This window comes from Mesorhizobium sp. B2-1-3A (assembly GCF_006442655.1).
Taxonomy (GTDB): Bacteria; Pseudomonadota; Alphaproteobacteria; order Rhizobiales; family Rhizobiaceae; genus Mesorhizobium.
Genome location: NZ_VFWK01000006.1, coordinates 196,495 through 222,769, shown reverse-complemented (window position 1 = coordinate 222,769; position 26,275 = coordinate 196,495). Strand labels below are relative to the sequence as shown.

Annotated in this window: 26 protein-coding genes; 14 read left to right on the top strand and 12 right to left on the bottom strand. The window is 64.1% G+C overall.

What is annotated here, in order from left to right; genetic code table 11:
• Positions 1-78 precede the first annotated feature (78 nt).
• Genes hisG through hisS form a run of 3 tightly spaced genes read right to left on the bottom strand, consistent with a single transcriptional unit; the run spans position 79 to position 3,403 of the window.
• A complete protein-coding gene (hisG, locus tag FJ977_RS25540) occupies positions 79-777 on the bottom strand; it encodes an ATP phosphoribosyltransferase (protein ID WP_140774937.1) in 699 nt (232 codons plus the stop codon).
• A complete protein-coding gene (locus tag FJ977_RS25535) occupies positions 774-1,895 on the bottom strand; it encodes an ATP phosphoribosyltransferase regulatory subunit (protein WP_140774936.1) in 1,122 nt (373 codons plus the stop codon). Before FJ977_RS25535 ends, hisG begins: the two co-directional genes overlap by 4 nt.
• An 11-nt stretch (positions 1,896-1,906) precedes the next feature.
• Positions 1,907-3,403, bottom strand: coding sequence for a histidine--tRNA ligase (hisS, locus tag FJ977_RS25530; protein WP_140774935.1), 1,497 nt, complete (start codon positions 3,401-3,403; stop codon positions 1,907-1,909).
• 253 nt (positions 3,404-3,656) lie between these two features.
• Here hisS and FJ977_RS25525 point away from each other — a divergent pair, with 253 nt between their 5' ends.
• Both FJ977_RS25525 and FJ977_RS25520 read left to right on the top strand, forming a co-directional pair.
• A complete protein-coding gene (locus FJ977_RS25525; RefSeq protein ID WP_140774934.1) occupies positions 3,657-3,908 on the top strand; it encodes a hypothetical protein in 252 nt (83 codons plus the stop codon).
• Between the two features lie 56 nt (positions 3,909-3,964).
• The gene (locus FJ977_RS25520; protein WP_140774933.1) at positions 3,965-4,354 is read left to right on the top strand and encodes a hypothetical protein; all 390 of its coding nucleotides are present in this window, start codon (positions 3,965-3,967) and stop codon (positions 4,352-4,354) included.
• A 171-nt stretch (positions 4,355-4,525) separates the two neighbouring features.
• Here FJ977_RS25520 and FJ977_RS25515 read toward each other — a convergent pair whose 3' ends face one another.
• Positions 4,526-5,164 (bottom strand): DNA-3-methyladenine glycosylase I, encoded by a 639-nt coding sequence (locus FJ977_RS25515; RefSeq protein ID WP_140774932.1) that lies wholly within the window; start codon positions 5,162-5,164, stop codon positions 4,526-4,528.
• Between the two features lie 214 nt (positions 5,165-5,378).
• On the opposite strand from FJ977_RS25515, the gene FJ977_RS25510 reads away from it, so the two are divergent.
• Positions 5,379-6,122 (top strand): L,D-transpeptidase, encoded by a 744-nt coding sequence (locus tag FJ977_RS25510; protein ID WP_140774931.1) that lies wholly within the window; start codon positions 5,379-5,381, stop codon positions 6,120-6,122.
• Positions 6,123-6,383: 261 nt separating this feature from the next.
• On the top strand, positions 6,384-7,304 hold the full coding sequence (locus tag FJ977_RS25505) for a bifunctional 5,10-methylenetetrahydrofolate dehydrogenase/5,10-methenyltetrahydrofolate cyclohydrolase (protein WP_140774930.1): 921 nt from the start codon (positions 6,384-6,386) through the stop codon (positions 7,302-7,304).
• Between the two features lie 11 nt (positions 7,305-7,315).
• Here FJ977_RS25505 and glcF read toward each other — a convergent pair whose 3' ends face one another.
• The 4 genes from glcF to FJ977_RS25485 all read right to left on the bottom strand — a co-directional run bounded on the left by glcF (position 7,316) and on the right by FJ977_RS25485 (position 12,920).
• Positions 7,316-8,641: a glycolate oxidase subunit GlcF gene (glcF, locus tag FJ977_RS25500; RefSeq protein ID WP_140774929.1), complete on the bottom strand. Its 1,326-nt coding sequence runs from the start codon at positions 8,639-8,641 to the stop codon at positions 7,316-7,318.
• A 65-nt stretch (positions 8,642-8,706) separates the two neighbouring features.
• Entirely contained in the window at positions 8,707-9,912 is a 1,206-nt protein-coding gene (locus FJ977_RS25495) for an FAD-binding protein (RefSeq protein ID WP_140774928.1), read from the bottom strand.
• A gap of 64 nt (positions 9,913-9,976) precedes the next feature.
• The gene (locus FJ977_RS25490) at positions 9,977-11,473 is read right to left on the bottom strand and encodes an FAD-linked oxidase C-terminal domain-containing protein (RefSeq protein WP_140774927.1); all 1,497 of its coding nucleotides are present in this window, start codon (positions 11,471-11,473) and stop codon (positions 9,977-9,979) included.
• Positions 11,474-11,597: 124 nt separating this feature from the next.
• Positions 11,598-12,920 carry a DUF3422 family protein gene (locus tag FJ977_RS25485; protein ID WP_140774926.1) on the bottom strand — a complete coding sequence of 441 codons (1,323 nt, stop codon included), beginning with the start codon at positions 12,918-12,920 and terminating at the stop codon, positions 11,598-11,600.
• Positions 12,921-13,145: 225 nt separating this feature from the next.
• Between FJ977_RS25485 and FJ977_RS25480 the strand changes: the two genes are divergently transcribed.
• The 3 genes from FJ977_RS25480 to FJ977_RS25470 are packed head-to-tail and all read left to right on the top strand — an operon-like array spanning position 13,146 to position 15,916.
• Entirely contained in the window at positions 13,146-13,949 is an 804-nt protein-coding gene (locus FJ977_RS25480; protein ID WP_140774925.1) for an FCD domain-containing protein, read from the top strand.
• A 25-nt stretch (positions 13,950-13,974) separates the two neighbouring features.
• Positions 13,975-15,111 (top strand): alpha-hydroxy acid oxidase, encoded by a 1,137-nt coding sequence (locus tag FJ977_RS25475; protein ID WP_140774924.1) that lies wholly within the window; start codon positions 13,975-13,977, stop codon positions 15,109-15,111.
• A 37-nt stretch (positions 15,112-15,148) separates the two neighbouring features.
• The gene (locus FJ977_RS25470; RefSeq protein ID WP_140774923.1) at positions 15,149-15,916 is read left to right on the top strand and encodes a metallophosphoesterase family protein; all 768 of its coding nucleotides are present in this window, start codon (positions 15,149-15,151) and stop codon (positions 15,914-15,916) included.
• A gap of 35 nt (positions 15,917-15,951) precedes the next feature.
• On the opposite strand, the gene FJ977_RS36700 is transcribed toward FJ977_RS25470, so the two are convergent.
• Both FJ977_RS36700 and FJ977_RS25460 read right to left on the bottom strand, forming a co-directional pair.
• Positions 15,952-16,083, bottom strand: coding sequence for a hypothetical protein (locus tag FJ977_RS36700; RefSeq protein WP_013893872.1), 132 nt, complete (start codon positions 16,081-16,083; stop codon positions 15,952-15,954).
• A 324-nt stretch (positions 16,084-16,407) separates the two neighbouring features.
• Positions 16,408-17,106 carry a type 1 glutamine amidotransferase gene (locus FJ977_RS25460; RefSeq protein ID WP_140774922.1) on the bottom strand — a complete coding sequence of 233 codons (699 nt, stop codon included), beginning with the start codon at positions 17,104-17,106 and terminating at the stop codon, positions 16,408-16,410.
• Positions 17,107-17,194: 88 nt separating this feature from the next.
• On the opposite strand from FJ977_RS25460, the gene FJ977_RS25455 reads away from it, so the two are divergent.
• From FJ977_RS25455 to FJ977_RS25440, 4 genes are all read left to right on the top strand, one after another.
• A complete protein-coding gene (locus tag FJ977_RS25455; protein WP_140774921.1) occupies positions 17,195-17,842 on the top strand; it encodes a hypothetical protein in 648 nt (215 codons plus the stop codon).
• A 31-nt stretch (positions 17,843-17,873) separates the two neighbouring features.
• The gene (locus tag FJ977_RS25450; protein ID WP_140775220.1) at positions 17,874-18,608 is read left to right on the top strand and encodes a 16S rRNA (uracil(1498)-N(3))-methyltransferase; all 735 of its coding nucleotides are present in this window, start codon (positions 17,874-17,876) and stop codon (positions 18,606-18,608) included.
• A 143-nt stretch (positions 18,609-18,751) separates the two neighbouring features.
• Complete coding sequence (locus FJ977_RS25445) at positions 18,752-20,125, top strand: glutamate--cysteine ligase (protein WP_140774920.1); 1,374 nt, start codon at positions 18,752-18,754, stop codon at positions 20,123-20,125.
• A 95-nt stretch (positions 20,126-20,220) separates the two neighbouring features.
• Entirely contained in the window at positions 20,221-21,216 is a 996-nt protein-coding gene (locus FJ977_RS25440) for a DUF937 domain-containing protein (RefSeq protein ID WP_140774919.1), read from the top strand.
• A 216-nt stretch (positions 21,217-21,432) separates the two neighbouring features.
• Here FJ977_RS25440 and FJ977_RS25435 read toward each other — a convergent pair whose 3' ends face one another.
• Entirely contained in the window at positions 21,433-21,723 is a 291-nt protein-coding gene (locus FJ977_RS25435) for a DUF1127 domain-containing protein (RefSeq protein WP_056565295.1), read from the bottom strand.
• Between the two features lie 234 nt (positions 21,724-21,957).
• On the opposite strand from FJ977_RS25435, the gene FJ977_RS25430 reads away from it, so the two are divergent.
• From FJ977_RS25430 to FJ977_RS25420, 3 genes are all read left to right on the top strand, one after another.
• Positions 21,958-22,914 carry a LysR substrate-binding domain-containing protein gene (locus tag FJ977_RS25430; RefSeq protein WP_056565299.1) on the top strand — a complete coding sequence of 319 codons (957 nt, stop codon included), beginning with the start codon at positions 21,958-21,960 and terminating at the stop codon, positions 22,912-22,914.
• Positions 22,915-22,992: 78 nt separating this feature from the next.
• On the top strand, positions 22,993-24,558 hold the full coding sequence (gene xseA / locus FJ977_RS25425; protein WP_140774918.1) for an exodeoxyribonuclease VII large subunit: 1,566 nt from the start codon (positions 22,993-22,995) through the stop codon (positions 24,556-24,558).
• Positions 24,559-24,560: 2 nt separating this feature from the next.
• Complete coding sequence (locus FJ977_RS25420; protein WP_140774917.1) at positions 24,561-25,697, top strand: P1 family peptidase; 1,137 nt, start codon at positions 24,561-24,563, stop codon at positions 25,695-25,697.
• Between the two features lie 54 nt (positions 25,698-25,751).
• On the opposite strand, the gene FJ977_RS25415 is transcribed toward FJ977_RS25420, so the two are convergent.
• The gene (locus FJ977_RS25415; protein WP_056565310.1) at positions 25,752-26,003 is read right to left on the bottom strand and encodes a DUF768 domain-containing protein; all 252 of its coding nucleotides are present in this window, start codon (positions 26,001-26,003) and stop codon (positions 25,752-25,754) included.
• Positions 26,004-26,275: the final 272 nt, after the last annotated feature.

Genomic DNA, 26,275 nt, shown 5'->3' with positions numbered 1-26,275 from the left:
AGCCTATCAGCCTGCCGGGACGGTGGAAATCCCGCCGATGGTACTGAAGTTCTGTTCCCATGGAGGGGGGAGTGATCGTTACCCGACCGCCGCCGCCATCTTCGTGACGATGTCGCGCAAGATGGCTTCATCGCTTGCGGCACGCACCTTCTTCGATGCGACCAGACAGGCCTGCGACTGCAACACGACGCCGTCGCCCAGCACCTTGAGATGGTTGGCCCGCAGCGTCGAACCGGTCGTGGTGATGTCGACGATGACATCGGCAAGTCCCGCCGCCGGCGCACCTTCGGTGGCACCCAGGCTTTCGACGATGCGATAGACCTGGATACCATGCTTCTGCGAGAAGAATTGCTGCGTCAGCCGCCAGTATTTGGTGGCAATCCTCAGCCGCCTTCCATGGCGCTGGCGGAAATCGGCGGCAACGTCGTCGAGGTCGGCCATGGTGTCGACATCGAGCCAGATCTCGGGCACGGCCACCACGACGTCGGCATGGCCGAAGCCGAGACGGGCGACGATTTCCGCGCGCGCCTCCCAGTCGGCCAGGTTTTCCCGAACCAGATCCTCGCCGGTGATGCCGAGATCGACCGCGCCCTGGCCGATCTCGCCCGCTATTTCGGAAGCTGAGAGGAAGGCGACCTCGACATTGTCCAGGCCCTCGACGCGGGCATGATATTTGCGCTCGTCGCCGGGCATGCTGATGGCGAGGCCGGCCTTGGCCAGCACCTCCAGCGCCTGCTCTTTCAGCCGGCCCTTCGAGGGGATCGCCAGAGTGATCATGGTGCCGTCTCCCGCAACGCCTCGATACGGTCGAGCCAGACGGAAAAGCCGACGCCGGGGATCGCGGTCTTGGCGCCAAGCAATGTCAGCAACCGGTCGTAACGGCCGCCGCCAGCCAGAGGCCGCTCGCCGCCTTGTGCCGCGATTTCGAAGACCACACCGGTGTAGTAATCGAGCGGACGGCCGAAGGCGGCGTCATAGCGGATGTTTCCGGCCGGCAAGCCATGTGCCTCGATCGCCCTGGCACGGGCGGCGAATTTCTCCAGCGCGGCACCCAGTGAAAGCCCAGCACCGGCGGCGAAGGTCTCCAGCGCCTCGGCCGCGCCATCGAGTGGCACGTCGATCGCCAGAAAGCTTTTCAATGCCGCGAAGGCCTCGTTCGACAGCCTTACGCTGCGCAATTCGGCCTTCTCGATCAATCGCCGCGCAATGTCGGAGGGCGAGCGCCCGGCCGTTGCCGAAAGCCCAGCCTCTTCCATGCCTCCGGCGATATGGGTCGAGAGACCTTCGAGATCGCCATCTAGGACAAGGGCGGCGACATCGCCAGAGAGCTGGCCGTTGCGCGGCGGGTTGGCGAGGTCGGCAAGTGCCGCCTGCAACATCGGTGCGGAGCCGAAGGCACGAGCCAGCCGCATGCGCCAGCCGCGCGGCAGGCCGAGTGCGGCCAGCACCGCTTCAAAGATGCCCTGGTCGCCAAGCGTGACCGTTAGCGGCTGGCCGGGCAGCACAAGCGACAGCAGCGCATGGGCATCGGCCACGGAGCGGGCATCGGCCTGCGCCGTGTCGCGGTCGCCAAGATCCTCGATGCCGGCCTGGAAGAATTCATTGCCGCCTTCGCGACGCTGGCGGAACACTTCACCCAGATAGGAATAGCGGCGCGGCGTGCCGGCCTGCGAGCTTATGTGATCGAGGCAGACCGGAATGGTGAATTCCGGCCGCAGGCACAAGGTCTGCCCGGTCTCGCTTTCGGTGAGGAAAATGCGGCGGCGCAGATCCTCGCCGGCCATGTCGAGGAACGGGTCCGCCGGCTGCAGGACGGCGACTTCGACCGCGTGCGTGTCGCGCGCGGCGAAGAGGCTGGTGATGTCGGCTGCGATGGCGGGGTAGCGCGAAGTCACTGGCCGCGCTCTTATTTCGCGCGATCGGCAGCCTGTGCCGCCAGGATCTTCTTCACCTCGGCGACCAGTTCACTTTCCGCCACCGTGACCTGCGCCGGGCGGGCGGCACGCCATTCGGCGTTGTCGGTGATTTCCGCCGACATGCGCGCGCCTTCGATCAAATCCTTGATCTGCAGCTCGCCCTTGGCGCGCTCATCGCCGCCCTGGATGATTGCAACCGGGCAGCCGCGCCTGTCGGCATATTTGAGCTGCGCCTTCATGCCGGCGCCGCCGAGATACATTTCGGAGCGGATGCCGGCGGCGCGCAATTCGCTCACCATCTTCTGGTAGCGGCCGAGGCTCTCGGTATCCTTGTCCATGACCAGCACGACGACGGGCGCGATCACATCGGCGCTGTCGAGCTTGCCGAGGTTCTTCAGCGCCGTCATCAGCCTGGAGACGCCAATGGAGAAGCCCGTCGCCGGCACCGGTTCACCACGGAAGCGCGAGACGAGACCGTCATAACGGCCGCCACCACCAACCGAGCCGAAGCGCACGATCTGGCCGTCCTCATTGGGGATTTCCGCCAGCAATTCCGCCTCGAAGACAGGGCCCGTGTAATATTCGAGGCCACGCACCACCGAACGATCCATGGCAATGCGATCCTCGGCATATCCCGCGGCCCGGACCAAGGCTTCGATCGTCGAGAGTTCGCCAACGCCTTCCTGGTAAGTCGCGTTTGAACTGACCATTGAGTCCTGGCCGACCTGTGCATTTCTAGCCGTCGCTTGAAGAACCGCTTCGGCTTGCCCATTGTTCAGCCCGGCACCCTTGGCGAAATCGCCCTCGCCTTCCTTGCCGCCATCCCAGCGGCCGGGCCCAAGCAGGAGCTTCACCCCTTCCGGCCCGAGCTTGTCCAGCTTGTCGATCGCGCGCAGCACCGTCAGCCGGCGGCCGGCATTCTCGTCGCCGCCAAGGCCGATCGCCTCCAGCACGCCATCCAGCACCTTGCGGTTGTTGACGCGGATGACATAGTCGCCGCGCTTGATGCCGAGCGCTTCCATCACGTCGGCCATCATCATCGCCATTTCGGCGTCGGCGGCGACGCCCGGCGTGCCGATCGTGTCGGCGTCGAACTGCATGAACTGGCGGAAGCGGCCGGGGCCGGGTTTCTCGTTGCGGAACACCCAGCCGGAGCGGTAGCTGCGATAGGGTTTTGGCAGGCGTTCGTAATTCTCGGCGACGAAACGCGCCGTCGGCGCGGTCAAATCGTAACGCAGCGACAACCACTGGTCGTCATCATCCTGGAAGGAGAACACGCCTTCATTCGGCCGGTCCTGGTCGGGCAGGAATTTTCCAAGCGCATCGGTGTATTCGATCAGCGGCTGGTCGGCGGGCTCGAAACCATAGAGCTCATAGACCGAGCGGATCGTCGCCATCATCTTCTCGACGGCGCGAATGTCCTCGGCGCTGCGGTCGGCAAAACCGCGCGGCAGCCGCGCTTTCGTCTTTTCCGATTTATCGGCCATGAGATGTTTGCCCGGAGTTTCGTGATGCTTGCAGGTCAACAATGTTGCGATCTTCGCAACGCGCGTGTCCTAACCGATGAAGCCCAGAGCGGCAAGGGTCGCCGCCTCGGACCCGCCCGGATCAAGAGAAGACAGAACCGAACTTGCGTGAAACAAAAACGCACTGAAAATGAAACAATCCCGCCATGAGCGCGGCATCGTACCGACACAATCGGAGCCGATATAGCGCATCGACATGAAGGGGTTCGGGAACATGACCAGCGCAGTGAAATTCCATGCCGATAGCGATGCTGGCGCGTTGCCGGCGCGACTGCGCCCGGCGGGCATCCACGCCCCGAAAATGCTTGGCCAGGCTGCCGGCCCGTTCGATGTGCCGGCCGCCACGGACAACGGGACTTCCCTGCGCGACGCGTTGGTGACCGGCCTGCTAGTCATCTATCCGACGGTGGCCACGGTGGTGGCAATCGTTGCCGGACTTTTCCTGGCCAGCGCCAACGGCACCTGAACCTCCCGTTTCGTCGGGAGCGATATCCAAGAGTTTTCTCGATCGGGGGATTGAGCATGCGACCGGGCTACGCATACGCGCTTGGCTGCGCACTTCTTCTTGGAACGGCAAATCCGGCCAGCGCCGCAAGTTGCAAGCCCGGCGATGCCGGCCTTGCCGGCCACTACTACCTGCGCGGCGTCATGGAGGTTGGCTCCGAACTGCTGCTCAGGAAGGACGGCAGCTTCGAGTTCATGCTCGCCTACGGCGCCAACGACCAGTACGGCAAGGGTTGCTGGGTAAAGAAGGGATCAACCGTCGAGGTGATTCCGGCCGGACGCGGTTCGGCATCGACGCATCACACACCCGACGACAGCGGCTTCAGCGGTCTGGTGCTGACCATTTCCGACCGCGGCCTGGTGTGGGACATCAATGGCAGCGGACACAAGGGACGGTTTGAGAAGTAGTGGCTCCGCTCTTCCTTCTCCCCTTGTGGGAGAAGGTGGATCGGCGCGCAGCGCCGAGACGGTTGAGGGGTGGGTGACGGAGTGCTGTCGGCGCCAAGCTGGAGCACCCCTCATCCGACCTCGCTTCGCGAGGCCACCTTCTCCCACAAGGGGAGAAGGTAAAACTGAGCCCTACTCCGGCCGCTTGAACGCCTTGCGTTCCTTCTCGACCTGCTTGCGGCAGACGCAGCCTTCGAGATGGTCGTTGACCAGGCCCATGGCTTGCATGAAGGCATAGACGGTGGTCGGGCCGACAAAACTCCAGCCGCGCTTCTTCAAGTCCTTCGAAATCCGCACCGACACCGCCGTGGTCGGATTGGCGCGCAAATGGGCGAGATCGACAATTCTGGGCCGCTCCTCCTTGCCGGGTTCGAATTTCCAGAACCAGGCGGCGAGAGAGCCGAACTCGTCCACCATCTCGCGGGCGCGTTTGGCGTTGTTGATGGTCGAGACGATCTTGCCGCGATGGCGGATGATGCCGGCATTGCCGAGCAGGCGCTCTACATCCTTGTCGGTGAAGGCGGCGACCTTGTCGAAGTCGAAGCCGGCGAAGGCCTCGCGAAAATTATCGCGCTTGCGCAATATGGTCAGCCACGAGAGGCCCGACTGGAAGCCTTCGAGGCAGATCTTTTCGAACAGCCTGCGGTCATCGGCCACCGGCCGGCCCCATTCATGGTCATGGTAGTGGAGATAGTCGGGCAGGTTGCCGTGCCAGAAGCAGCGCGTGACACCGTCGGGACCGGCGAGCAGGCCGGTGTTTTCATTGCTCATCGCGAAAAATCCATCCGTTAACGCGCTTCCGCGCCGCTTTTACCGTGGCTTTACCAGATTCCTGAACCGGGCGGTAACCACACCAAAAGGTTTACTGACAGAACCGCATTTTACGCATTCCGATTCATGTTTCGGTTGCTGCTTGCGCGCCAATGATCGCTGAACCGGGGAGCGTTTCCACCCGGTTGTATCAGACGATCAAGGTGCGTTCCCGATGAAGAGAGTCTTGTTTTCCGTGCTCGGCGCCGTGGCTGTGTTTGCCGGCGTCACCCCCTCGGCCGCTGGCGACCGCTATGCCGACAGGCCACCGGTGATGGTGAGCCCCGATCTTTCCGCCCCCTGGGTGCTGCAGCTTGGCCGCGCGCCCGGCATCGTGCGGCAGAACCGCCAAATCGTGCAGCAGCAGCCGCGCCTGCGCACAGCGCAACCGGCACAGCCCGACCGGGTGCAGACGGCCGCCGTGCAGGCGCCGGCCAAGCGCATGGTGATGCGCCCGCAGATCAACCCGGTCTACCTGCCGCAGGAAGTCGCCTACGACGGCCCGCAGAAGCCGGGCACGATCGTCATCGATACGACGCAGAATTTCCTCTTCCTGGTCGAGAAGAACGGCAAGGCGCGGCGCTATGGCGTCGGCACCGGCAAACCCGGCTTCGAATGGTCGGGCACGCACAAGATCACCAACAAGCGCGAGTGGCCGGACTGGCGTCCGCCGGCGGCAATGATCAAGCGCGAGGCCGCCAAGGGCCGTTATCTGCCGACCTACCTGGCCGGCGGCATCGAAAATCCGCTCGGCGCCCGTGCGCTCTATCTCGGCACGACCGAATACCGTATCCACGGCACCAACCAGCCGTGGACAATCGGCGGGGCGGTGTCGTCGGGCTGCATCCGCATGCGCAACGAGGACGTCGTCGATCTCTATGAACGGGTCAATGTCGGAACCACGGTTGAGGTGATATAATAGCTCAAGCGAATCACCTGACCCGGAAATACATCGTTTTCGGAAGTTTGAAGGAATAACGGGGGACGGGCCGTATGGGGATGCGGTCGGTCGAGAAGGGCAGTGCGGGAGACCGCGCTGCCCTTTCTTTTTGATCGGCGTCCGGGCCTGCGGCACGGCCCGCGTCGTTGCGTCGCGCAAAGGGCATGGCGGTTCGCTTTCGTGCTGCCATCTTCGATGTTCTTTTGCTATGTCAGCGCCAACGAAAGAAAGAGTTCACCCATGTCCCTGTCCGATGACAGCCGCTACCTCAAGGGCGGCCCGGTTGCCCAGCGCATCATCGCCGCCGTGCGCGAGGATGCGGCAATTGCCAAAGCCGAGGGTTTTCCGCCCAAGCTGATCTCGATCACCGTCGGCGATACCGATGCGGTTGACGTCTACGTGCGCAACCAGCGCGCCAAGGCTCAGCTCGCCGGCATCGATTTCGAGGAACGGCGCTTTCCCGCCACCATCACGTCAGGTGAGCTGGAGGCGGCAATCCACGGGCTGAACGCGGATCCACGCGTCACCGGCATCATCATCCAACGGCCGGTGCCCGCCCACATCCCGATCAAGACGCTGCAGGCGGCGGTGCATCCGCTGAAGGACGTCGAGGGCATGCACCCGGCCTCGATCGGCAATATCGTCTACAATCAGCTCGATCTGGCGCCCTGCACGGCGGCGGCCTCGGTCGAGCTGCTCAAGGAAACCGGCCTCGACCTCAAGGGGCTGGAAGTCGTCATCGTCGGCCATTCGGAAATCGTCGGCAAGCCGATCGCGTTCCTGCTGATGAGCGAAGGCGCGACGGTGACGGTCTGCCATCACATGACGCGGTCGGTCGCAGCACATGCGCGCCGCGCCGACGCGCTGTTCGTCGCGGTGGGCAAACCCCGGCTGATCAAGGCGGACATGGTGAAGCCGGGGGCGGCCGTTATCGATATCGGCATCAATTCCGAGATCGGACCGGATGGGACGAGCCGCATCGTCGGCGACGTCGACACCGAAAGCGTGCGTGAAGTCGCCTCCTGGATCACGCCGGTGCCCGGCGGCGTCGGTCCGATCACGGTGGCAATCCTGCTGCGCAACACAATGGTGGCGCTCAGCCGCCAGCGTGCACTTTACGAGGCGACCTACGGCACGGCAGACAGGCTCGCGGCCGAATAAGCGCCGCCCCCCTACTCGGCGGCAATCAGGCTCTCGTCCAGAACGCCGTCCGGCTTTGGCCCGCCATAGGCCCAATCGAGCAGTTTTACCGTGTGCACCACCGGCATGCTGGCGGCGGAGGCAATTTGCGTGATGCAGCCGATGTTGCCGGTGGCGACGATGGAAGCTCCCGTCGCCTCGATGTTTTTCACCTTGCGGTCGCGCAGCTTGGCCGAAATCTCGGATTGCAGGATGTTGTAGGTGCCGGCCGAGCCGCAGCACATTTGGCCCTCGCGCGGCTCGCGCACGATGAAGCCGGCCTTGGCCAACAGTTCCTTCGGCTGGCGGATGATCTTCTGGCCGTGCTGCATGGAGCAGGCCGAGTGATAGGCAACGACCGTGCCCGGCTTGCGCACCGGCTCGGGCAGGTCAAGACCGGCCAGATATTCGGTGATGTCCTTGGCCAGCGCCGACACACGCGCGGCCTTGTCGGCATAGGCCGGATCAAGGCGCAGCATGAAGCCGTAATCCTTGATCGTCGTGCCGCAGCCCGAGGCGGTGATGATGATGGCATCGAGCCCGCCTTGGCCGATGGCGCGCGTCCAGGCGTCGACATTCCGCCTTGCCGAGGCAAGGGCAGCCTCTTCGCGCCCCATATGGTGGACCAGCGCGCCGCAGCAGCCCTCGCCCGGCGGCACCACCACCTCGACGCCGAGGCGCGTGAGCAGCGAAATCGTCGTATCGTTGATGGCTGGATCGAGCACCGATTGCGCGCAACCGGTGAGGATGGCAACGCGGCCTTTTTTTGCCCCCTGTCCGGCATGGATGCCCGGCGTGGCCGTCGGCGAAGCCGCCGGGATCGATGCCGGCGCGAGCTTGAGCATCGCACCAATTGGCTTCAGCGCCGGGATTGTCTCGAACAGGCCGATGAAAGGCCTTCCCAGTTTCGCCAGTTTGAGCGCGGCGCGAAACCGCCGGGGATAGGGCAGCACGAAGGCCAGCATGGCGCGGGTCAGGCGGTCGGGCAGCGGCCGCTTGTAGGTCTCCTGGATGTGGGCGCGCGCATGGTCGACCAAATGCATGTAGTTGACGCCCGACGGACAGGTGGTCATGCAGGCCAGGCACGACAGGCAGCGGTCGATATGGGTGACGATCTCCTTGTCGGCGGGCCGGCCGTTCTCCAGCATGTCCTTGATCAGGTAGATGCGCCCGCGCGGTGAATCGAGCTCGTTGCCCAGCGTCACATAGGTCGGGCAAGTGGCGGTGCAGAAACCGCAATGCACGCATTTGCGCAGGATCTTTTCCGATTCCGCGACATGCGGATCGGCAAGCTGGGCAAGTGAAAAATTGGTCTGCATTGCTGACGCTCTGTTTTGACGCAATTCCGGACGGAAAACCGTTTCACACTTTTCCTGGAACTGCTCTAGGCCATGCGGCCGGGATTGAGGAGGTTCCTCGGGTCGAACTCCTGCTTCAGCCGTTGGCTGAGCGCGGCCAGTGCTGGCGCCTGTGGCTCGAATACCGGCAGGGCGGCGCGATGAGCGGGGGCGGCGCGCACCAGCGTCGCATGGCCGCCGCCATGTTTGCGCAACAGCCCGCGTAGCAGAGCGGCTTCCGGGTCGCCCTCTTCCATGCGCAACCACACCAGTCCGCCCTGCCAGTCGTAGAAGGCGCTGACGGCAGCCTGCATGCGGAGCGTCAGGACCATCAGGTGACCCTGGGAAGGTGTCATCGAGACACGCCAGACCGGTTTCTCGCTGCCGTCGGCGAAGGGCCTGATATCGCGCACATCTTGCCAGATCAGCCGGGAAGCCTCGCCCGAAATCTCCTCCAGCGGCCCGGCCCTGCCGAGCAGCGCCTTGAGCGCGGCGATGCGATAGGCGACGGACGGGCCAAAACCTTCGACCCGAAGCAAGGTGGCGGCTTCACTGCCGAGCGCGCCTCCCGCGACTCGCGAGGCGATCCGCTCGGGCAGATGGGCGGCACTCGACACTTCCGCGCTGGAGCCGAGCGCCAAGGCCATGGCAGTTGCCGCGGCATCGTCGAGCAGGCCACGCACGGCGAGCGTCACCTCGGTTTCGGCGGCCGGCAGCACCTTGAAGGTAACGTCGGTGAACACGGCCAACGTGCCCCAGCTGTTGGCCATCAGCTTCGACATGTCATAGCCTGTGACATTCTTGACCACGCGCCCGCCGGACTTGAAGGCCTCGCCCCGGCCGGACACGACATTGATGCCGAGGATATGATCGCGCGCCGCCCCCGCCTTCAGCCGGCGCGGACCGGACAGGTTCGCGGCCAGCACGCCGCCGATCGTGCCTTTGCCCGGCTTGCCGCCGAGCAGCGGGCCGTAGTCCATCGGCTCGAAGGCCAGTTGCTGGCCGTTTTCCGCCAGCAGCTTCTCGATTTGGGCCAGCGGCGTGCCTGCCTTTGCCGACAGCACCAGGTCCGCGGGTTCGTAAAGCGTGACACCGGTGAGTTTCGACAGGTCAAGCGTGTGCTCCGTCTGCAGCGGACGGCCGATGCCGCGCTTGGAGCCGTGACCAAGGATCTCGATCGGCGACTCTTCCACCACCGCTGAGGTAACGGAGGAGAGGACTTCTTCTGACGTGATCGGGGTGAAAGTGGTCATGGCCGTCCCTGGTTCCTCGCCCCTGCTTTGCGGGGCGAGGAACCCCCGTTCTGACAGGCCATCCTCAAAACCTCGGAATATCCGGGAACGCCACCTGTCCCCGGTGCACATGCATGCGCCCCAGTTCCACGCAGCGGCGCAGTTGCGGGAACACTTTTCCCGGATTGAGCAGATGGTTGGGATCGAAGGCGCATTTGACGCGCATCTGCTGGTCGAGATCGGCCTGGTTGAACATTTCCGGCATCAGGTCGCGCTTCTCGACCCCCACCCCATGCTCGCCGGTGAGCACGCCGCCGACCTTGACACAGAGACGCAAGATATCGGCGCCAAAGCTTTCGGCCTTGTCGAGTTCACCGGGCACATTGGCATCGTAGAGGATCAGCGGATGCAGATTGCCGTCGCCGGCATGGAAGACGTTGGCGACGCCAAGCCCGTATTTTTCCGACAGCTCGCGCATGCCAGCCAGCACGCGCGGCAATTCCTTGCGCGGGATGGTGCCGTCCATGCAGTAGTAGTCGGGCGAAATGCGGCCGACGGCGGGGAAGGCCGCCTTGCGCCCAGCCCAGAAAGTCAGCCGCTCCTGCTCGGATTGCGAGATGCGACAGGTGGTCGAACCATTGCGGATGGCGATCGCCTCGACCTCGGTGATGAGATGATCGACCTCGACGCCCGGCCCATCGAGCTCGACGATCAGCAACGCCTCGACATCCAGGGGATAGCCGGCATGGACGAAATCCTCCGCCGCATGGATCGCCGGCCGGTCCATCATTTCCATGCCACCCGGAATGATGCCGGCGCCGATGATGTCGGCAACGCACTGGCCGCCCTGCTCGCTGGTCGGGAAACCGATCAACAGCGCGCGCGCCGTCTCCGGCCGCTTGAGGATGCGGACCGTGACCTCGGTGACGACGCCAAGCAGGCCTTCCGAACCCGTCATGACGCCAAGCAGGTCGTAACCTTCGGCGTCGAGATGGCTGCCGCCCAGCCGCACCACCTCGCCATTCATCAGCACCATCTCGATGCCGAGCACATTGTTGGCGGTGAGGCCGTATTTCAGGCAATGCACGCCGCCGGAATTCTCCGCGACGTTGCCGCCGATCGAGCAGGCGATCTGGGAGGATGGATCAGGGGCGTAATAGAAGCCCTCCTGCTCGACGGCGATGGTGATGCCGAGATTGGTGACGCCCGGCTGGGCGACCACGGTGCGGTTGGGATAGTCAATCGCAAGGATGCGGTTGAAGCGGCTCATGACCAGCAGGACCGCGTCTTCCAGCGGCAGCGCGCCGCCGGACAGCGAGGTGCCGGAACCGCGCGGCACGACACGGATGTTGCGGTCGTTGCAGTATTTCAGCACGCGCGAGACCTGCGCCACCGTTTCGGGCAGCACGACGACCAGCGGCAATTGCCGATAGGCAGTCAGGCCATCGCTCTCGAAAGCGCGCATTTGATTGGTCGCGTCAACGACGCCCTCACCCGGCACGATGATGCGCATATCCGCGATAATCTCGGCGCGCCGGCGCATCGTGGCGTCGTCTGGTTTCGGCATGGCCAGGCCGGACATCAGCAGCCCCCATTCGCTTGACTGGTCAACATCTTTTACCAGTTAAGCGAGCCGGTTGCAAATGCCGCGGTGTGAAGACGCTCGTCCAAGGCCCGGGACGAGCTTCCGTAGCGGCAATCTGCCGCTATTCGCCTGGGTGCTTCGCCGGCTCGGAATGCAGCCGGCGCACGCGGCGCACGCCCCACCAGACCAACAGGATGGCCACCGGCACCGAAGCGGCGGTGACGACCTCCGGCGCAAAGGCGTGACCGAAGATCGAGGCGCCCTTGGCGACATAGCCGATGAGGCCGACGACATAATAGGAGACAGCGGCGACCGACAGGCCTTCGACGGTCTGCTGCAGGCGCAATTGCAGGCGAGCGCGGTTGTTCATCGAGGCGAGCAGGTCACGGTTCTGCTTCTCGACCTCGACATCGACCCAAGTGCGCAGCAGCGTCGTGGCGCGGGTCAGCTTTCGTGACAGATTGGCCTGGCGCTCCTCGACCGAGCGGCAGGTGCGCATGGCTGGCGCAACGCGGCGCTGTAGGAACCCGCCCCAGGTGTCGTAGCCCGGTACGGCCTCTTCCTCGAGCGCTTCCAGCCGCTCGACGACGATGCCGTCATAGGCGCGGCTGGCGCCGAAACGGTAGAGGCTGGAGGCAGCGTCCGCCTCGAGTTCGGCGGCGAGTTCGGTCAGGTCCGCCAGCAACGTCTGGCTGTCGCGTGTCTCGGCGACCTTCATTTCCAGCGTGGTCTGAGCCAGCCTGTCCTCGATGCGGCGGGCGCGGCCCGACAGGGTCAGGGCCAGCGGCAGGCCGAGCATGGCCAGCGTGCGGTAGGTCTCGATGTCGATCAGCCGCTGCGACAGTGCCCCGGTACGGGCCGGTGTCAGCCCGCGATCAAGCACCAATATACGGGTCATGCCGTCGCCATCCTGGCGAAAATCGGTGACGATCGCCGCGTTGCCGCGCTCGACCAGCGAGTAGCACAGGCTGGTCGGGTCGAAAGCCGCGATCAGCCGCTCGCTGACTTGCGTCCATTTGCGGATTTCGAGCCGGATGCCCGAGATGACGGTTCCCGGCGGCGAAAAGCCGTTGCCGAAGGGCGAATCCTCCTGAGTCCTGCCATTTTCAGAAAGCGGCCCCTCCCACAGATAGGTCGAGAATTCCGTATGCCGCTCCCAGCGCAGCGAGCCCTTGCCCCATTTCATCGCATGGTGGCGGGCCTGGCGATCGGGCGCGGCGATGCCGAGGCGCCGCGACAGTTCGGAAAGCACGGCGTGGTCGACGCCGGAGCCGCCCTCCGTCATGAAGGCGAGTTGCACGAGGACGCGCGGCTTTTCAATGAGCGGATGCGGCCGGGCGTGGACCTCGCCGAGCGCGCCGGGCCGGCCCTCATGCGCGGGAAAACCCATGACGCTGCCCTTGGCGCGCGGCTGGAACTCGAGATTGGACGGGTCGTCTGACACGGCTTGTCCCCCGGGTTTCTCTGAACCCTCTTTCTTTGACCCTTTTTGGCGTTCGCGTCCCTCTAGGACCAATCGCCTGACGACGCAAACAGCAAAGTTTAGCCGAAGATCATAGAGCGGCGGGCGGCGAAACCGACGCGCTTCGACCAATTGGATAAATAATTTGACCAGTTGGCGACGCAGGCTTTATCCTGTGCGACACCGGTTCACCTTCCAGGCATTCTGTTGAGCGACATTTTTTCCAGGATCGAGCATTCGCGCACCGCCGACGAGGTGGTGCAACAGATCGAGAGCCTCATCCTCGAAGGCGTGCTGCGCACGGGCGATCGCTTGCCCGGCGAGCGCGAGCTCGCGCGCCAGTTCGACGTGTCGCGGCCAATCCTGCGCGATGCCCTGAAGGCCCTCGAAGGGCGCGGGCTGCTGACGACCAAGGCCGGCGGCGGCACGCATGTCGCCGACATTATCGGCCAGCTGTTCACCAAGCCGGTGGCCGACCTGATCTCGATGCATCGCAAGGCGGTGACCGATTATCTGGAATACCGCCGCGAGATCGAAGGCATCGCCGCCGAATATGCGGCGCGGCGCGCCACCCCGGAGGACCTTGCGCTGCTCGACCGCATCATGGCGCGCATGGACGAGGCGCACCGCACCGGCGATTTCGACGACGAGGCTGAAATCGACGTCGAGTTTCATCACGCGATCTGCGAATGCGCGCACAACATCCTGCTCCTGCACACGCTGCGCTCCTGCTATCGGCTGCTGTCGGAAGGCGTATTCCAGAACCGGCTGCTGGTGTTCACCGTGCCCGGCGCGCGCGAGGCGCTGCTTGCGCAGCACAAGGCAATCCATGGCGCGGTGAAGGCCGGCGATCCCACAGCTGCCCGGCAGGCGGCGATGGACCACATGATTTATGTTGAGCGATCCATGGCCGAAGCCGAGCGCAGCGGCGACTGGCAACGGGTGTCGCGGCTGAGGCTGCGGCAGCGTTCGGAAGCCGGCGATAGCGAACCAGCACGCAGACGCTCCTAGTCATTTCGATTAAGCGGGGACCATCATGAGCGACATTCTCACCATCGCAGACCTCAAGGATCTCGCCCGCCGGCGCGTGCCCAAGATGTTCTTCGACTATGCCGATTCCGGCGCCTGGACCGAGAGCACCTATCGAGCCAACGAAGAAGACTTCCAGAAGATCAAGTTCCGCCAGCGCGTTCTGGTCGACATGAGCAACCGCTCACTGGAATCGACCATGATCGGCGAGAAAGTGTCGATGCCCGTGGCGCTGGCGCCGACTGGCATGACCGGCATGCAGCACGCCGACGGCGAGATGCTGGCCGCGCGGGCGGCCGAGGAATTCGGCGTGCCCTTCACATTGTCGACGATGAGCATCTGCTCGATCGAGGATGTCGCATCGGTGACAAAGAAACCATTCTGGTTCCAGCTCTATGTGCTGCGTGACAAGGATTTCGTGCTCGACCTGATCGACCGGGCGAAGGCGGCAAAGTGCTCGGCCCTGGTGCTGACGCTCGACCTGCAGATCCTCGGCCAGCGCCACAAGGATGTCCGCAACGGGCTTTCGGCGCCGCCCAAGATGACGCTGGCCAACATCATCGACCTGGCCAGCAAGCCGCGCTGGTGCCTGGGCATAGCCGGCACCAAGCGCCGCACCTTCCGCAACATCGTCGGCCACGCCAAAGGTGTCGGTGACGTCTCTTCGCTATCATCCTGGACGACGGAGCAGTTCGATCCGCAACTGTCGTGGAAGGATGTCGCCTGGATCAAGGAACGCTGGGGTGGCAAGCTGATCCTAAAGGGTATCCTCGACAAGGAAGATGCACTGATGGCGGCCAAGACCGGCGCCGACGCGATCGTGGTTTCCAACCATGGCGGGCGCCAGCTCGACGGCGCGTCGTCGTCGATCATGGCGCTGGAAGAGATCGCGGACGCGGTTGGCGACAAAATAGAAGTGCACATGGACGGCGGCATCCGCTCCGGCCAGGACGTGTTGAAGGCGCTCTGCCTCGGCGCCAAGGGCACCTATATCGGCCGGCCATTCCTCTACGGCCTGGGCGCGCTCGGCAAGGAAGGGGTTACCAAAGCGTTGGAAATCATCCGCAAGGAGATGGACATCACGCTGGCGCTGTGCGGAAAGCGTCTGGTCACGGACATGGGCAAGGACCAGCTCCGGCGCTAGGGTCCGATGACAGCCTGACCACGGAGACCACGAGGCCTTGGCGGAACCCGGCATCCATTTTCTCGACGCGCATGGGCCGGACGATGTGCGCCTTTACGCGATCGGCGATGTGCATGGCCGGCTTGACCTGCTGGCCGCCATGCACCAGCGGATCGAGAGCGAGCTGGAGTGGAAACCGGCTCGCGACTGGCGGGTGATCCATCTCGGCGACTATGTCGACCGTGGGCCGGAGTCCAAGGGCGTCATCGATTTTCTGATCGAAGCCCGAAAACGCGATCCGCGCAACCTGATGCTGGCCGGCAACCACGACATCGGCTTTCTCGATTTTCTGGGCAACCCTGAACCGGAAGGGCTCTTCATGCGCTATGGCGGCGTCCAGACGGCGCTGTCCTACGGGGTCTCCCTCACCGCGGACGCCAGTTGGTTCGGCAAGACGGAGACGATGAGACGCGGACATCAGGCATTGCTCGAAGCCGTGCCGCAAAGCCATGTCGATTTCCTGCGGTCGCTGCCGTTCTCGGCGACATCAGGCGACTTCTTCTTCTGCCACGCCGGCATCAGGCCGGGCATTGCGCTGGACAAGCAGAGCCCGCAGGACCTGATCTGGATCCGCGACATTTTCCACGATTACACCGGCCTTTTCCCGAAGATCGTGGTGCATGGCCACACACCCGTCCCCGAGGCCGAAGTGATGGCCAACCGCGTCAACGTCGACACGCTTGCCTGGCAATCAGGCATGCTTACCGCGCTCGTCGTGGACGGAGCGGACAAACGCATCCTGGAAATGACAATAAAAGAAGCTTGAGCCGCGCCGCAGGAAGCGTCGCCAGCGAGCCGGCTTTAGCGAAGCGAGGCGGTAACGCCGTAGCCGTCTACGGCGTTGTGGTTGTTGGCGGCATCGGCGGCATAGATGCCGAGACCGCAAAGCACGATGGCGGACAACATGGCAAAGGACAGAAGCGCTGCTTTCACGGAGGTCATCTCTTGTTGAGCTTTCTGCATCTGTGCACCAGGCGGTTACCAATGCGTTGAAACGGAGAATTCGCTTCAAAGTTTCGACGATTTCGCGCTTCTAGGCGCGTTCTGTATCGACGGTGTGTCGCACGGGTCACACAAAAGGTTCATCGCGGTTGCACTTCAGATGCAGAGCGCGCGCCTTCTAGAATGGCGGGCGGACACAAGCCAAGAATGAAAGAGGTTTTCCCCAGCCGGTTTCACGGCCGCGTGCCAATTATGTCACGCGCAGGAATGGGTGCTCAGAGACTGTTTCGAAATTCGCCCTGGCGAGCGGGTGTCTCAGATGGTCGCCACCCAGGCGCGGGCGATGGCCAGCCCGGCGGCATCGGCGTCGGGTCCGTTGCGGGCCATTTCGCCATCGAGCTTGCCGGCCCAATCGGGATGGCGCGCGGCAATGGTGGGGGCGAAGGAGGTGCACCAGTCCTTCACCATCGGCCGATCGGCCTCGAAATGGAACTGGAAGCCATAGACGGCGCGGCCGACACGGAACGCCTGGTTTTCGGCGACATCATTGCCGGCGAGACGTACGGCGTTTTGCGGCAGTTCGAATGTGTCGTCGTGCCACTGGAAGATCGGGAATTTTTCCGGCAGTTCAGCCAGCACCGGATCGGCCCTGGCATCCCGCGTCAGCGACACGCCGCGCCAGCCGAATTCGTTGGCGGCGCCGATGCGGTTCTCGCCACCGAAGGCGCGGGCGACGAGCTGGCTGCCAAGGCAGATGCCGAGCACGGCGCGGTCCTTGCCGGCAAAATCGCGGGTCAGTTCGAGCAACGCCGGGAAATAGGGATACTCGTCGTCGGCCAACGCATTCTGGCCGCCGCCGAGCACCACCATGGCATCGTGCCCGGCCGCATCCTGCGGCAGCGGGTCGCCCTTGTAGGGGAGGCGCACATCGAGATCGGCACCCGCTTCCGCGAGTGCGGCACCAACCTGGCCGAGGCCGGTATTGTCGTAGTTCTGGACCACCAGCACCCGCATCGCAAAATCCTGCTGACATGAAAATGATGCGACGAGCGATATCATGCCGCCCGCACAGCAGCCAAGATGCGTATCCCAGGAGAGAACTATGCCACTGCAGAACCGGGTCGATCCGTTCGGCGCCATCCACGCCGCGCCCGAGCGCGGCCTGTTCACCGGCAATCGCGGCATCATCCATGATCCCGAAACCAAGACTCTGTTGAAGAAACGCTGGGCGCTTCAGGCCTGGATCATCTGCGTGTGCCAGTTCCGCAATGTGCGGCGCGAGCCGATGGGCCGCAACAGGCCCGGCGGCAAGGCCGGCTGGACCGAGCTTTTCTTCCTGGACGAGGTTACGGCCCTGGCGGCGGGACACCGCCCCTGCTTCTTCTGCCAGCGCGAACGGGCCAAGGAATTTGTCCAGCGCTTCGGTGAAGCCTTCGGCATTGCCGAGCCGCGCGCCCCGCAGGTCGACAAACGTCTGCACAAGGAGCGGCTGGCTTCGGGGGGCAAGCCGCCTGTGGCTGTCGTTGAAGACCTTGGCGGCCTGCCGGACGGCGCCATGGTTGCGGACGGCGGTTCAGCCTATGCCCTGCGCGGCGGCCAGGCACTGCGCTGGTCGTTCGCCGGTTATGGCCCACCCGCCGATTTCGGCTCACTCGGCGAAAAGATGCTTTTGCTGCTCACGCCAGCGACAACGCTCAATGTTCTGCGACATGGCTTTCAACCTGTTTGGCATGCATCGGCCGAGACTTGACGCAGGCGACCAGCTCGCTCATTCCTCGGCGATGCGCGCCAACTACAAGATGCAACGCCTGTTCGTGCCCGACGACCTCGGGGCGGATGCCGAATTCGACGCCGGTCAGCAGCAAAGCCATTATCTGATGCATGTGCTCCGGCTTGGCGAAGGCGCCGAGATCCTGGTCTTCAATGGCCGCGATGGCGAGTGGTCGGCGGCCATCGCGGCGAAGTCGAAGAAAGCGGTCAAGCTCAGGGTGCTGGCATTGCAGCGGCCGCAGCCGCCACTGCCCGACCTCATCTACTGTTTCGCACCGCTGAAGCAGGGGCGGCTCGACTATCTCGTGCAGAAGGCGGTCGAGATGGGCGCGGGCATCCTGCAGCCGGTCATCACCCAGCATACGCAAGTCGCCAAGCCGTCCATCGACCGGCTGCGCGCCAATGTCGTCGAGGCCGCCGAACAATGCGGCGTCCTGGCGGTGCCGGAGGTTCGCGAGGCGGAAAAGTTCGAACGCCTGCTGACCGGCTGGGACAAGGAAAGACGGCTGGTCTTCTGCGACGAGGACGCGTCGACCAACAATCCGCTGCCTGCCTTGCAGGCGGTAAAGGAGAAGAAGCTTGCGCTACTGGTCGGGCCGGAAGGCGGCTTTTCCGATGAGGAGCGCAAGATGCTGCGCGCTCTGCCCTTCGTGACCGCCATTCCGCTCGGCCCGCGCATCCTGCGCGCCGACACGGCGGCTGTAGCGGCACTTGCGGTGATGCAGGCAACTGTCGGAGACTGGTAAGACCTCTTTTCTTGCAAGAGGCCGGCTGGATCGGGGCCTTCAATTCCTCTTGACCTGTGGCTCAGGATTTTTCGCTTGATCGGCTGCTGACATTTCGTCCATTTACCGCCGGCGGTCGCTCGACCGCCTCTGAGGGCTGAACCATGGCGCGCGACACAACCGATTTCCGGCCGATCGAAGACATCGACGAACTCGTCGAGCACTTGGCCGAAGGCAACAAACCGCGCGACAAGTGGCGCATCGGCACCGAGCACGAGAAATTCCCCTTCTATGTCGATGGCAACGCGCCAGTGCCCTATGGCGGCGAGCGCGGCATCCGCGCCATCCTGGAAGGCATGCAAGAAAAGCTGGGCTGGGACCCGATCATCGACGACGGCCGCATCATCGGCCTGGTCGAGCCGACAGGCCAGGGCGCGATCTCGCTCGAGCCCGGCGGCCAGTTCGAGCTTTCCGGCGCGCCGCTGGAGACCATCCATCAGACCTGCCGCGAAGGCAATGCGCATCTGGCGCAGGTGCGCGAGATCGCCGAACCGATGGGCATCCGCTTCCTCGGCCTCGGCGGCAGCCCGAAATGGTCGCTGGCCGAGACGCCGAAAATGCCGAAGTCGCGTTATGAAATCATGACGCGCTACATGCCCAAGGTCGGCACCAAGGGCCTCGACATGATGTACCGCACCTGTACGATCCAGGTTAACCTCGACTTCGAGAGCGAAGCCGACATGCGCCGCAAGATGCAGGTCTCGCTGAAGCTGCAGCCGCTGTCGACGGCGCTGTTCGCCAACTCGCCCTTCACCGAGAGCCGGCCGAACGGACTGCAGAGTTGGCGCGGCGACATCTGGCGCGACACCGACAACCAGCGCTCCGGCCTGCTCGAATTCTGCTTCTCGTCCGAGTTCGGTTTCGCCGACTATGTCGAATGGGCGCTCGACGTGCCGATGTATTTCGTCATCCGCGACGGCCATTATCACGACATGACGCACATCACCTTCCGCCAGTTCATGGCCGGCGCCGCGCGCAACGAAGTGCCGGACGGGCTGCCGACGATGGGCGACTGGGCGAACCACCTGTCGACGCTGTTCCCTGACGTCAGGCTGAAGCGTTTCCTCGAGATGCGCGGCGCCGATGGCGGCCCGTGGCGGCGCATCTGCGCGCTGCCGGCATTCTGGGTCGGCCTGCTCTATGACGAGGCGGCGCTCGACGCGGCCGAGGCATTGACCTCGAGCTGGACCTACAAGGAAGTGCTGGCCATGCGCAACGCGGTGCCGGAGCTGGGCATTTCCGCGCCCTTCCGCAACGCCACGCTGCGCGAAATGGCGCGCGATGTGCTGGCAATCTCGCGTACAGGGCTGAAGAACCGCGGCAAGAAGAACCGTGACGGCTACGACGAAACCTCGTTCCTCAACACTTTGGACGAAGTGGTTGCGCGCGGCACGACCAGCGCCGAGGAGATGCTTTCGGCCTACCACACGCGCTGGGGCGGCTCGATCGAGCCGGTGTTCATGGAATACGCCTATTAACCGCGCGCGTTCGCGTTAAGGAGCGGCAAAAGCCGCTTCAATCGAGTGTTGAAACGAATTAGGCTCTCTTCCAAGGAATTCAGGAGGAGAAGCCGATGCCTACCTTGTTCGACATGCTGACCCAGGCCCAGAACGGCAACGGCATGCAGGCGCTTGCCCAGCAATATGGGCTTTCGATGCAACAGACACAGGCGGCGGTCGCAGCACTGCTGCCGGCCTTTTCGCAGGGGTTGCAACGCAACACCGCCGATCCCTACGGTCTCGGCGCCTTCATGACGGCCATGGCAAGCGGCCAGCACGCCAAATATTTCGAAGACGCGACCCGAGCGTTCTCGCCGCAAGGCGTCGATGAAGGCAACGGCATTCTCGGACATCTGTTCGGGTCCAAGGACCTGTCACGCGCCGTGGCCAGCCAGGCGGCGCAAGCGAGCGGCGTCAGCCAGCAGGTCCTGCAGCAGATGCTGCCCGCGATCGCCTCGATGGTGATGGGCGGCCTGTTCAAGCAGACGACAAATCAGATGCAGTCCGCGGGAGGCTTCGGCGGCGGCAACAATCCGCTCGGCGAGATCATCGAGCAGATGATGCGGCAGGGCGGCATGCAGGCCCCGGCGCCACAACAGCGTCAGGCTCCGCCGCCCCAGAACCCGATGGACAACCCGCTCGGCAAGGTCTTGCAGGACATGTTCGGCGGGCAAAGCCAGCCGCAGCAAGCGCCCAACCCTTATGGTGAAAATCCGCTCGGCAAGGTGCTGCAGGACATGTTTGGTGGCGGCGCGCCGCAACCACAAGCCCGACAGCAGCCACAGCAGACGCAGAGCCCCTATGATGACAATCCGCTGGGAAAGATCTTCGAGGAAATGCTGCGGCAGGGCGGCGGCGGATTGGGCGGCGGGCAGCCGGCGCCTCAGCCTCAGGCGCCGCAGCAGCGCCAGGCGCCGCAACCGCAGGCCAACCCGAGCGGCAGGCCGAGGAACCCGTTCGACGATTTGTTCGGCAAGATGTTCGAGACCGGCGCCCAGCAGCGCGATGACTATCAGAAGGGCGTGGAAACGATCTTCGATCAGTTCAAGCGCGACATGGATCGCAGGTAGGATTTCTCGATCGTCATCCTGGGGCGAAGCAAGGAGCAAAGCGACGCGTCGCTACGCCCAAGGATGACGAAGCAGAGGCAAAGAAAAGCCCGGTCCTTGGGAGGACCGGGCAACTTGCAGGCAGGCCGGCGGGGAACCGGCAGGGAGTGGGAAGCCTGCAGAACCTTTGGTCGCGCTGAGCCCTGAAAAGGTTCAACGCGGCCGAAACTCAACCGATCAGGCCACCTTGCGGGCAAGATCCTCGATCGTCTCCACGCGATCGCTGGCGATTTCACGCAGCATCGCCGTCGGGTCGCGGCCAAACGGCACGTCGATGGCGACATGCAGGTCGGCGCGCGTCAGGCCGATATCGGCGAGCTCGGCGTCCGACATCTCGCCAAGACGGTAGAAGGCGCGGCGGTTTTTCCAGGCGCGGTAGAAATTGAAGACGGTATTGGCCACGCGCATCGCAACGGCCGGACGCGAGGTGATGCGCGAGGTCTCGGTAGCGAAATCGATCGTGGTCATGTCGGCCTCCTTCAAGCTTCGAACGGACAAAGCCAAGCAGTCGGCGCTGGCGACAGCGGCCGTTCCGGCTTCTATTCACTTTCAAAGATGCATGTCGCTGCCCCAAAACCGGTGTCCACTTTTGGGTGACATGCATTGGGTTGATGTGGACGATACCAATTTGCCATCGGCCGATTGATTAATCCAACGAATGTTTCTAATCTTTAGCATCAACATCAATGATGGATTAGACCGATGAAAGCGCCGCTCGATCTCGATCAGTTGCAAACCTTCATCTCGATCGCCGATACCGGCAGCTTCACGCGAGCAGCCGAAGAGGTGCACCGCACCCAGTCGGCGGTGTCGATGCAGATGCGCCGGCTGGAAGAGCGGATCGGCAAGCCGCTGTTCGAGAAGGAGGGGCGCAGCAACAGGCTGACGGAGGAAGGCGACAAGCTGCTCTCCTATGCAAGACGGCTGCTCTACCTCAACCGCGAAACGCTGGCCGCCTTCGATGACCAGCGGCTCGAAGGCACGATCCGCATCGGCACGCCGGACGATTACGCCGACCGTTTCCTGCCGGAGATCATGGCGCGCTTCACGCGCTCCAATCCGCGCGTCGAACTGACTGTCATCTGCGAGCCGACGCCGGGACTGGTCGAACATATCAAGCGCGGCAATCTCGACCTGGCGCTGGTGACGCACAACGATGTGCGCGGCCAGTCGGAAGTGGTGCGGCGCGAACCGCTGCTTTGGGTCACCTCGGCCAACCATGCGACACATGAACAGGTAACGCTGCCGATGGCCTTTGGCCGGCCGAACTGCATCTGGCGGCGCGCCGCCGTCGATGTGCTGGACCAGCAGAACCGCGACTATCGCATCCTGTTCACCAGTTTCTCGGCGACTGTCATCACCGCCGCCGTGCTTTCGGGGCTGGCGATCTCGGTGCTGCCGGAATGCGCGCTCAGGCCCGGCATGCGGGTGCTGGGCGAGGCCGACGGTTTCGGCGCCCTGCCCGACTGCCGCATCGGCATCATGCGCGGCCAGACCTCGCGGCCCGAGATCGTCGATGCGCTTGCCCGCCACATCTCGGAGAGCCTGGACAACATCTCGGTGCCGCTTGGCGAGGAGACGGGAACATTCGACTTCGCCGCACTCGCCTTTGCCAAGATGAAGCGAACGAGACCGAACCAGATCCTGCCCGGCTGGTAGGGAAAAATCGGGCGCCTTGAGCGCGCGAACGGATACGGGCGCCTTGACGTGGGGCGCCAACCAACCCCCAATCGGCCGATGAGCGAAGCAGCATCCGAATCACGCACCAACGCCACCGAATACACGGTGAGCGAGATCTCCGGCGCGCTGAAGCGTACGGTGGAGGACGTCTTCGGCAATGTGCGGGTGCGCGGCGAAATCTCCGGCTATCGGGGCCCGCACTCCTCCGGCCATGCCTATTTCGCGCTGAAGGACGACCGCGCCCGGCTCGACGCGGTGGTGTGGAAAGGCACGATGAGCCGGCTGAAATTCCGTCCCGAGGAAGGGATGGAGGTGATCGCCACCGGCAAGCTCACCACCTATCCCGGCAAGTCCAACTACCAGATCGTCATCGACAATCTGGAGCCGGCCGGCGCCGGGGCGCTGATGGCGCTGCTGGAGGAACGCAAGCGCCGGCTGCAGGCGGAGGGGCTTTTCGACGCCGGCCGCAAGCGCCGGCTGCCCTTCATGCCGCGCGTCATCGGCGTCGTCACCTCGCCGACCGGGTCCGTCATCCGCGACATCATCCACCGCATCAAGGACCGCTTTCCGCTGCATGTGCTGGTCTGGCCGGTGCGCGTGCAGGGCGAGACATCAGGCGTGGAAGTGACCAATGCCGTCGCCGGCTTCAATGCACTGGCCTGGGATGGCCCAATCCAACGTCCCGATCTCTTGATCGTCGCGCGCGGAGGCGGCAGCCTGGAGGATCTGTGGGGGTTCAACGACGAAGCGCTCGCCCGCGCCGTTGCCGCCTCCGGAATTCCGGTGATCTCGGCGGTCGGCCATGAAACCGACTGGACACTGATCGACCTCGTCGCGGATGTGCGGGCGCCGACACCAACGGGCGCGGCCGAAATCGCCGTGCCGGTGAAGGCCGACCTCGAAGCGACGCTTGCCAGCCTTGGCGCGCGGCTCAAGGCGGCCATCTCACGCAATTTCGAACGCAAGCGGCAGGCCGCGCGCGCGGCGGCGCGTGCGCTGCCCTCGCCTGATCAATTGCTGGCGCTGCCGCGCCGGCGCCTCGATGAGGCGACGAGCCGGCTCGGCCGCGGCCTGTCCGTCAGCGTCGATCGCAAGCGGGCGCGTCTCCAGGGCCAAAGGCTGACGCCGGCCACACTGTCGCGGCGCATCAACGAGGCGCGCACGCTGACCGGCCGTGACCTCGCCCGCGCGCAGGCGGCGTTCTTTGCAATCGTGCGCGAACGGCGCGCGCGCTTTGCGCGCACCGCGACGCGGCTGTCGCCGGCACCGATCGCACGAAGGCAGAAGCAGCAGGCCGATGCACTGGCAGCGCTCGCAAGGAGGCAGGATCGTGTCATCTCGCTGCGGCTCGAGCGGCTGCGCGGCCAGTTGAGCCCGGCAGAGCGCCTGCTGACCACGCTGTCGCACAAGGCCGTGCTGGCGCGCGGCTTCGCGCTGGTGAAGGATGCCGATGGCGCGGTCATCAAGCAGGCCGCCGACGTGACATCGGGGATGGCGCTTTCGCTGGAGTTCGCCGACGGCACGGCGGATGCGGTGGCAACCAGCGGTGCGGCGCGGCCGAAGCCGGCTGCCAAGCCAGCGGCCAAGGCGAAAGAACCCGGCAATCAGGGATCGCTGTTCTGACCATGACCGGAAATCCGCACCATCTGGCCACGCCCAGCGGCAAGCCGCGCGCGCGGAGCTTCGGCATAGGCTTCGACGGAACGCCCGGGCCGTTCAACGCAATCACCGATGTGTCCGGCGTCGCTGTCGGCTATGCGACGTTGATTTCCGGGGACGGTGCGCTCGTCGTCGGCAAGGGGCCAGTGCGCACCGGTGTCACCGCGATCCTGCCCAGGCCGCGCGCCGATCTGGCCACGCCGGTCTTCGCCGGTATCTTCAGCCAGAACGGCAATGGCGAACTGACCGGCTCGTACATCGTCGAGGAAACCGGTGCCTTCAACTTCCCGATCACCATCACCAACACGCATTCCTGCGGTGTTTCGCGCGACGGCACGCTGCGCTGGATGCATCAAGTGCTGCCGGCCGCGCTCGACAGCGGCTGGGGCCTGCCGGTGGCGGCGGAGACCTATGACGGGTTTCTCAACGACATAAACGGCCACCATCTGACCTTTGAGCACGTGACCGAAGCCCTTGACGGCGCAACCGGCGGGCCGGTCGAAGAAGGCAGCGTCGGCGGCGGCACAGGCATGATCACCTTCGGCTTCAAGGCCGGGTCGGGCACGGCGTCGCGCATCGTTGGATGGCAGGGACATTCCTATACGGTCGGTGCCTTCGTGCAGTCGAATTTCGGCCAGCGCCACAATTTTACCCTTCGCGGCCTGCGTGCCGGGCCGGAACTCACGGAACCGGCGATCCGCGAAGGCACGCCCCGCGCCGAAAAGGGTTCGATCATCGCCGTTGTCGCCACCGATGCGCCATTCCTGCCGCACCAGATGAAGCGGCTGGCTCGCCGTGTGCCGCTCGGCGTCGCCATGACCGGCGGCTTCGGCTATCACAGCTCGGGCGATATCTTTCTCGCCTTCTCGACAGCCAACCCTGCCGCCGCATTGGCCCCGTCGGGCCGAATCGCCAATGCCGATTTCATTCCCGATACGGACATCGATCCGTTCTTCGATGCGGTGATCCAGACCGTCGAGGAATCGATCCTCAACGCCCTGGTCGCCAATGACGATATGAACGGGCGCGACGGCAATTTCGTGCCGGCGCTGCCGAAGGCCTGGTTGAAAGAAAAATTCGGGCTGAAAGAAAAGTTCGGCTGAGACGAAAACGCGGGCCGACGGGCCCGCGCATTCAGACAGAATGGCCCTTAAAATCTATTCCGCAGCCTTGCTGGAGGCCTGCTGGTGCTCGTCGGCCTCGGCCGCTTCCTCGAGCCGGGAAGCAATGAGTTCCTGGATATCGCCGACTTCTTCCTGGATGTCCTCCAGCGGGATGCCGACCTCGGCCGCCTTGGCGGCGCATTCCCTGGCCAATGTCTCGGCCTGCTTGTCGATCCTGGCCTGGGACTGGCAATGGACCTTTTCGCCGATCCATCCCCGCAAGAACTCGATGGCGTGTTCACTCATACTGCTGTTCCCTGGCGGCAAAGCCGGTTGGTAATCATAAACGTCGGCATCCCGCAAAGGATGCATGCTCCCATTCCAGCCGAGTCGCGGCCAGCCGGCAAGTCAATGCCGTGCAGGGTCCACAGAGCCGAAGGAAATCGAGGGGTGAAGAACATTTTCTGATTCTGAAGGACTGTACCGTTGGCGGGATCTGGCCCGCTCCGAGCAATTGCTTCTACCTTTTACGGCTTTCAGTCCGTTTTTTAATCTCAATGGCTGTCGCTACAGCCGCC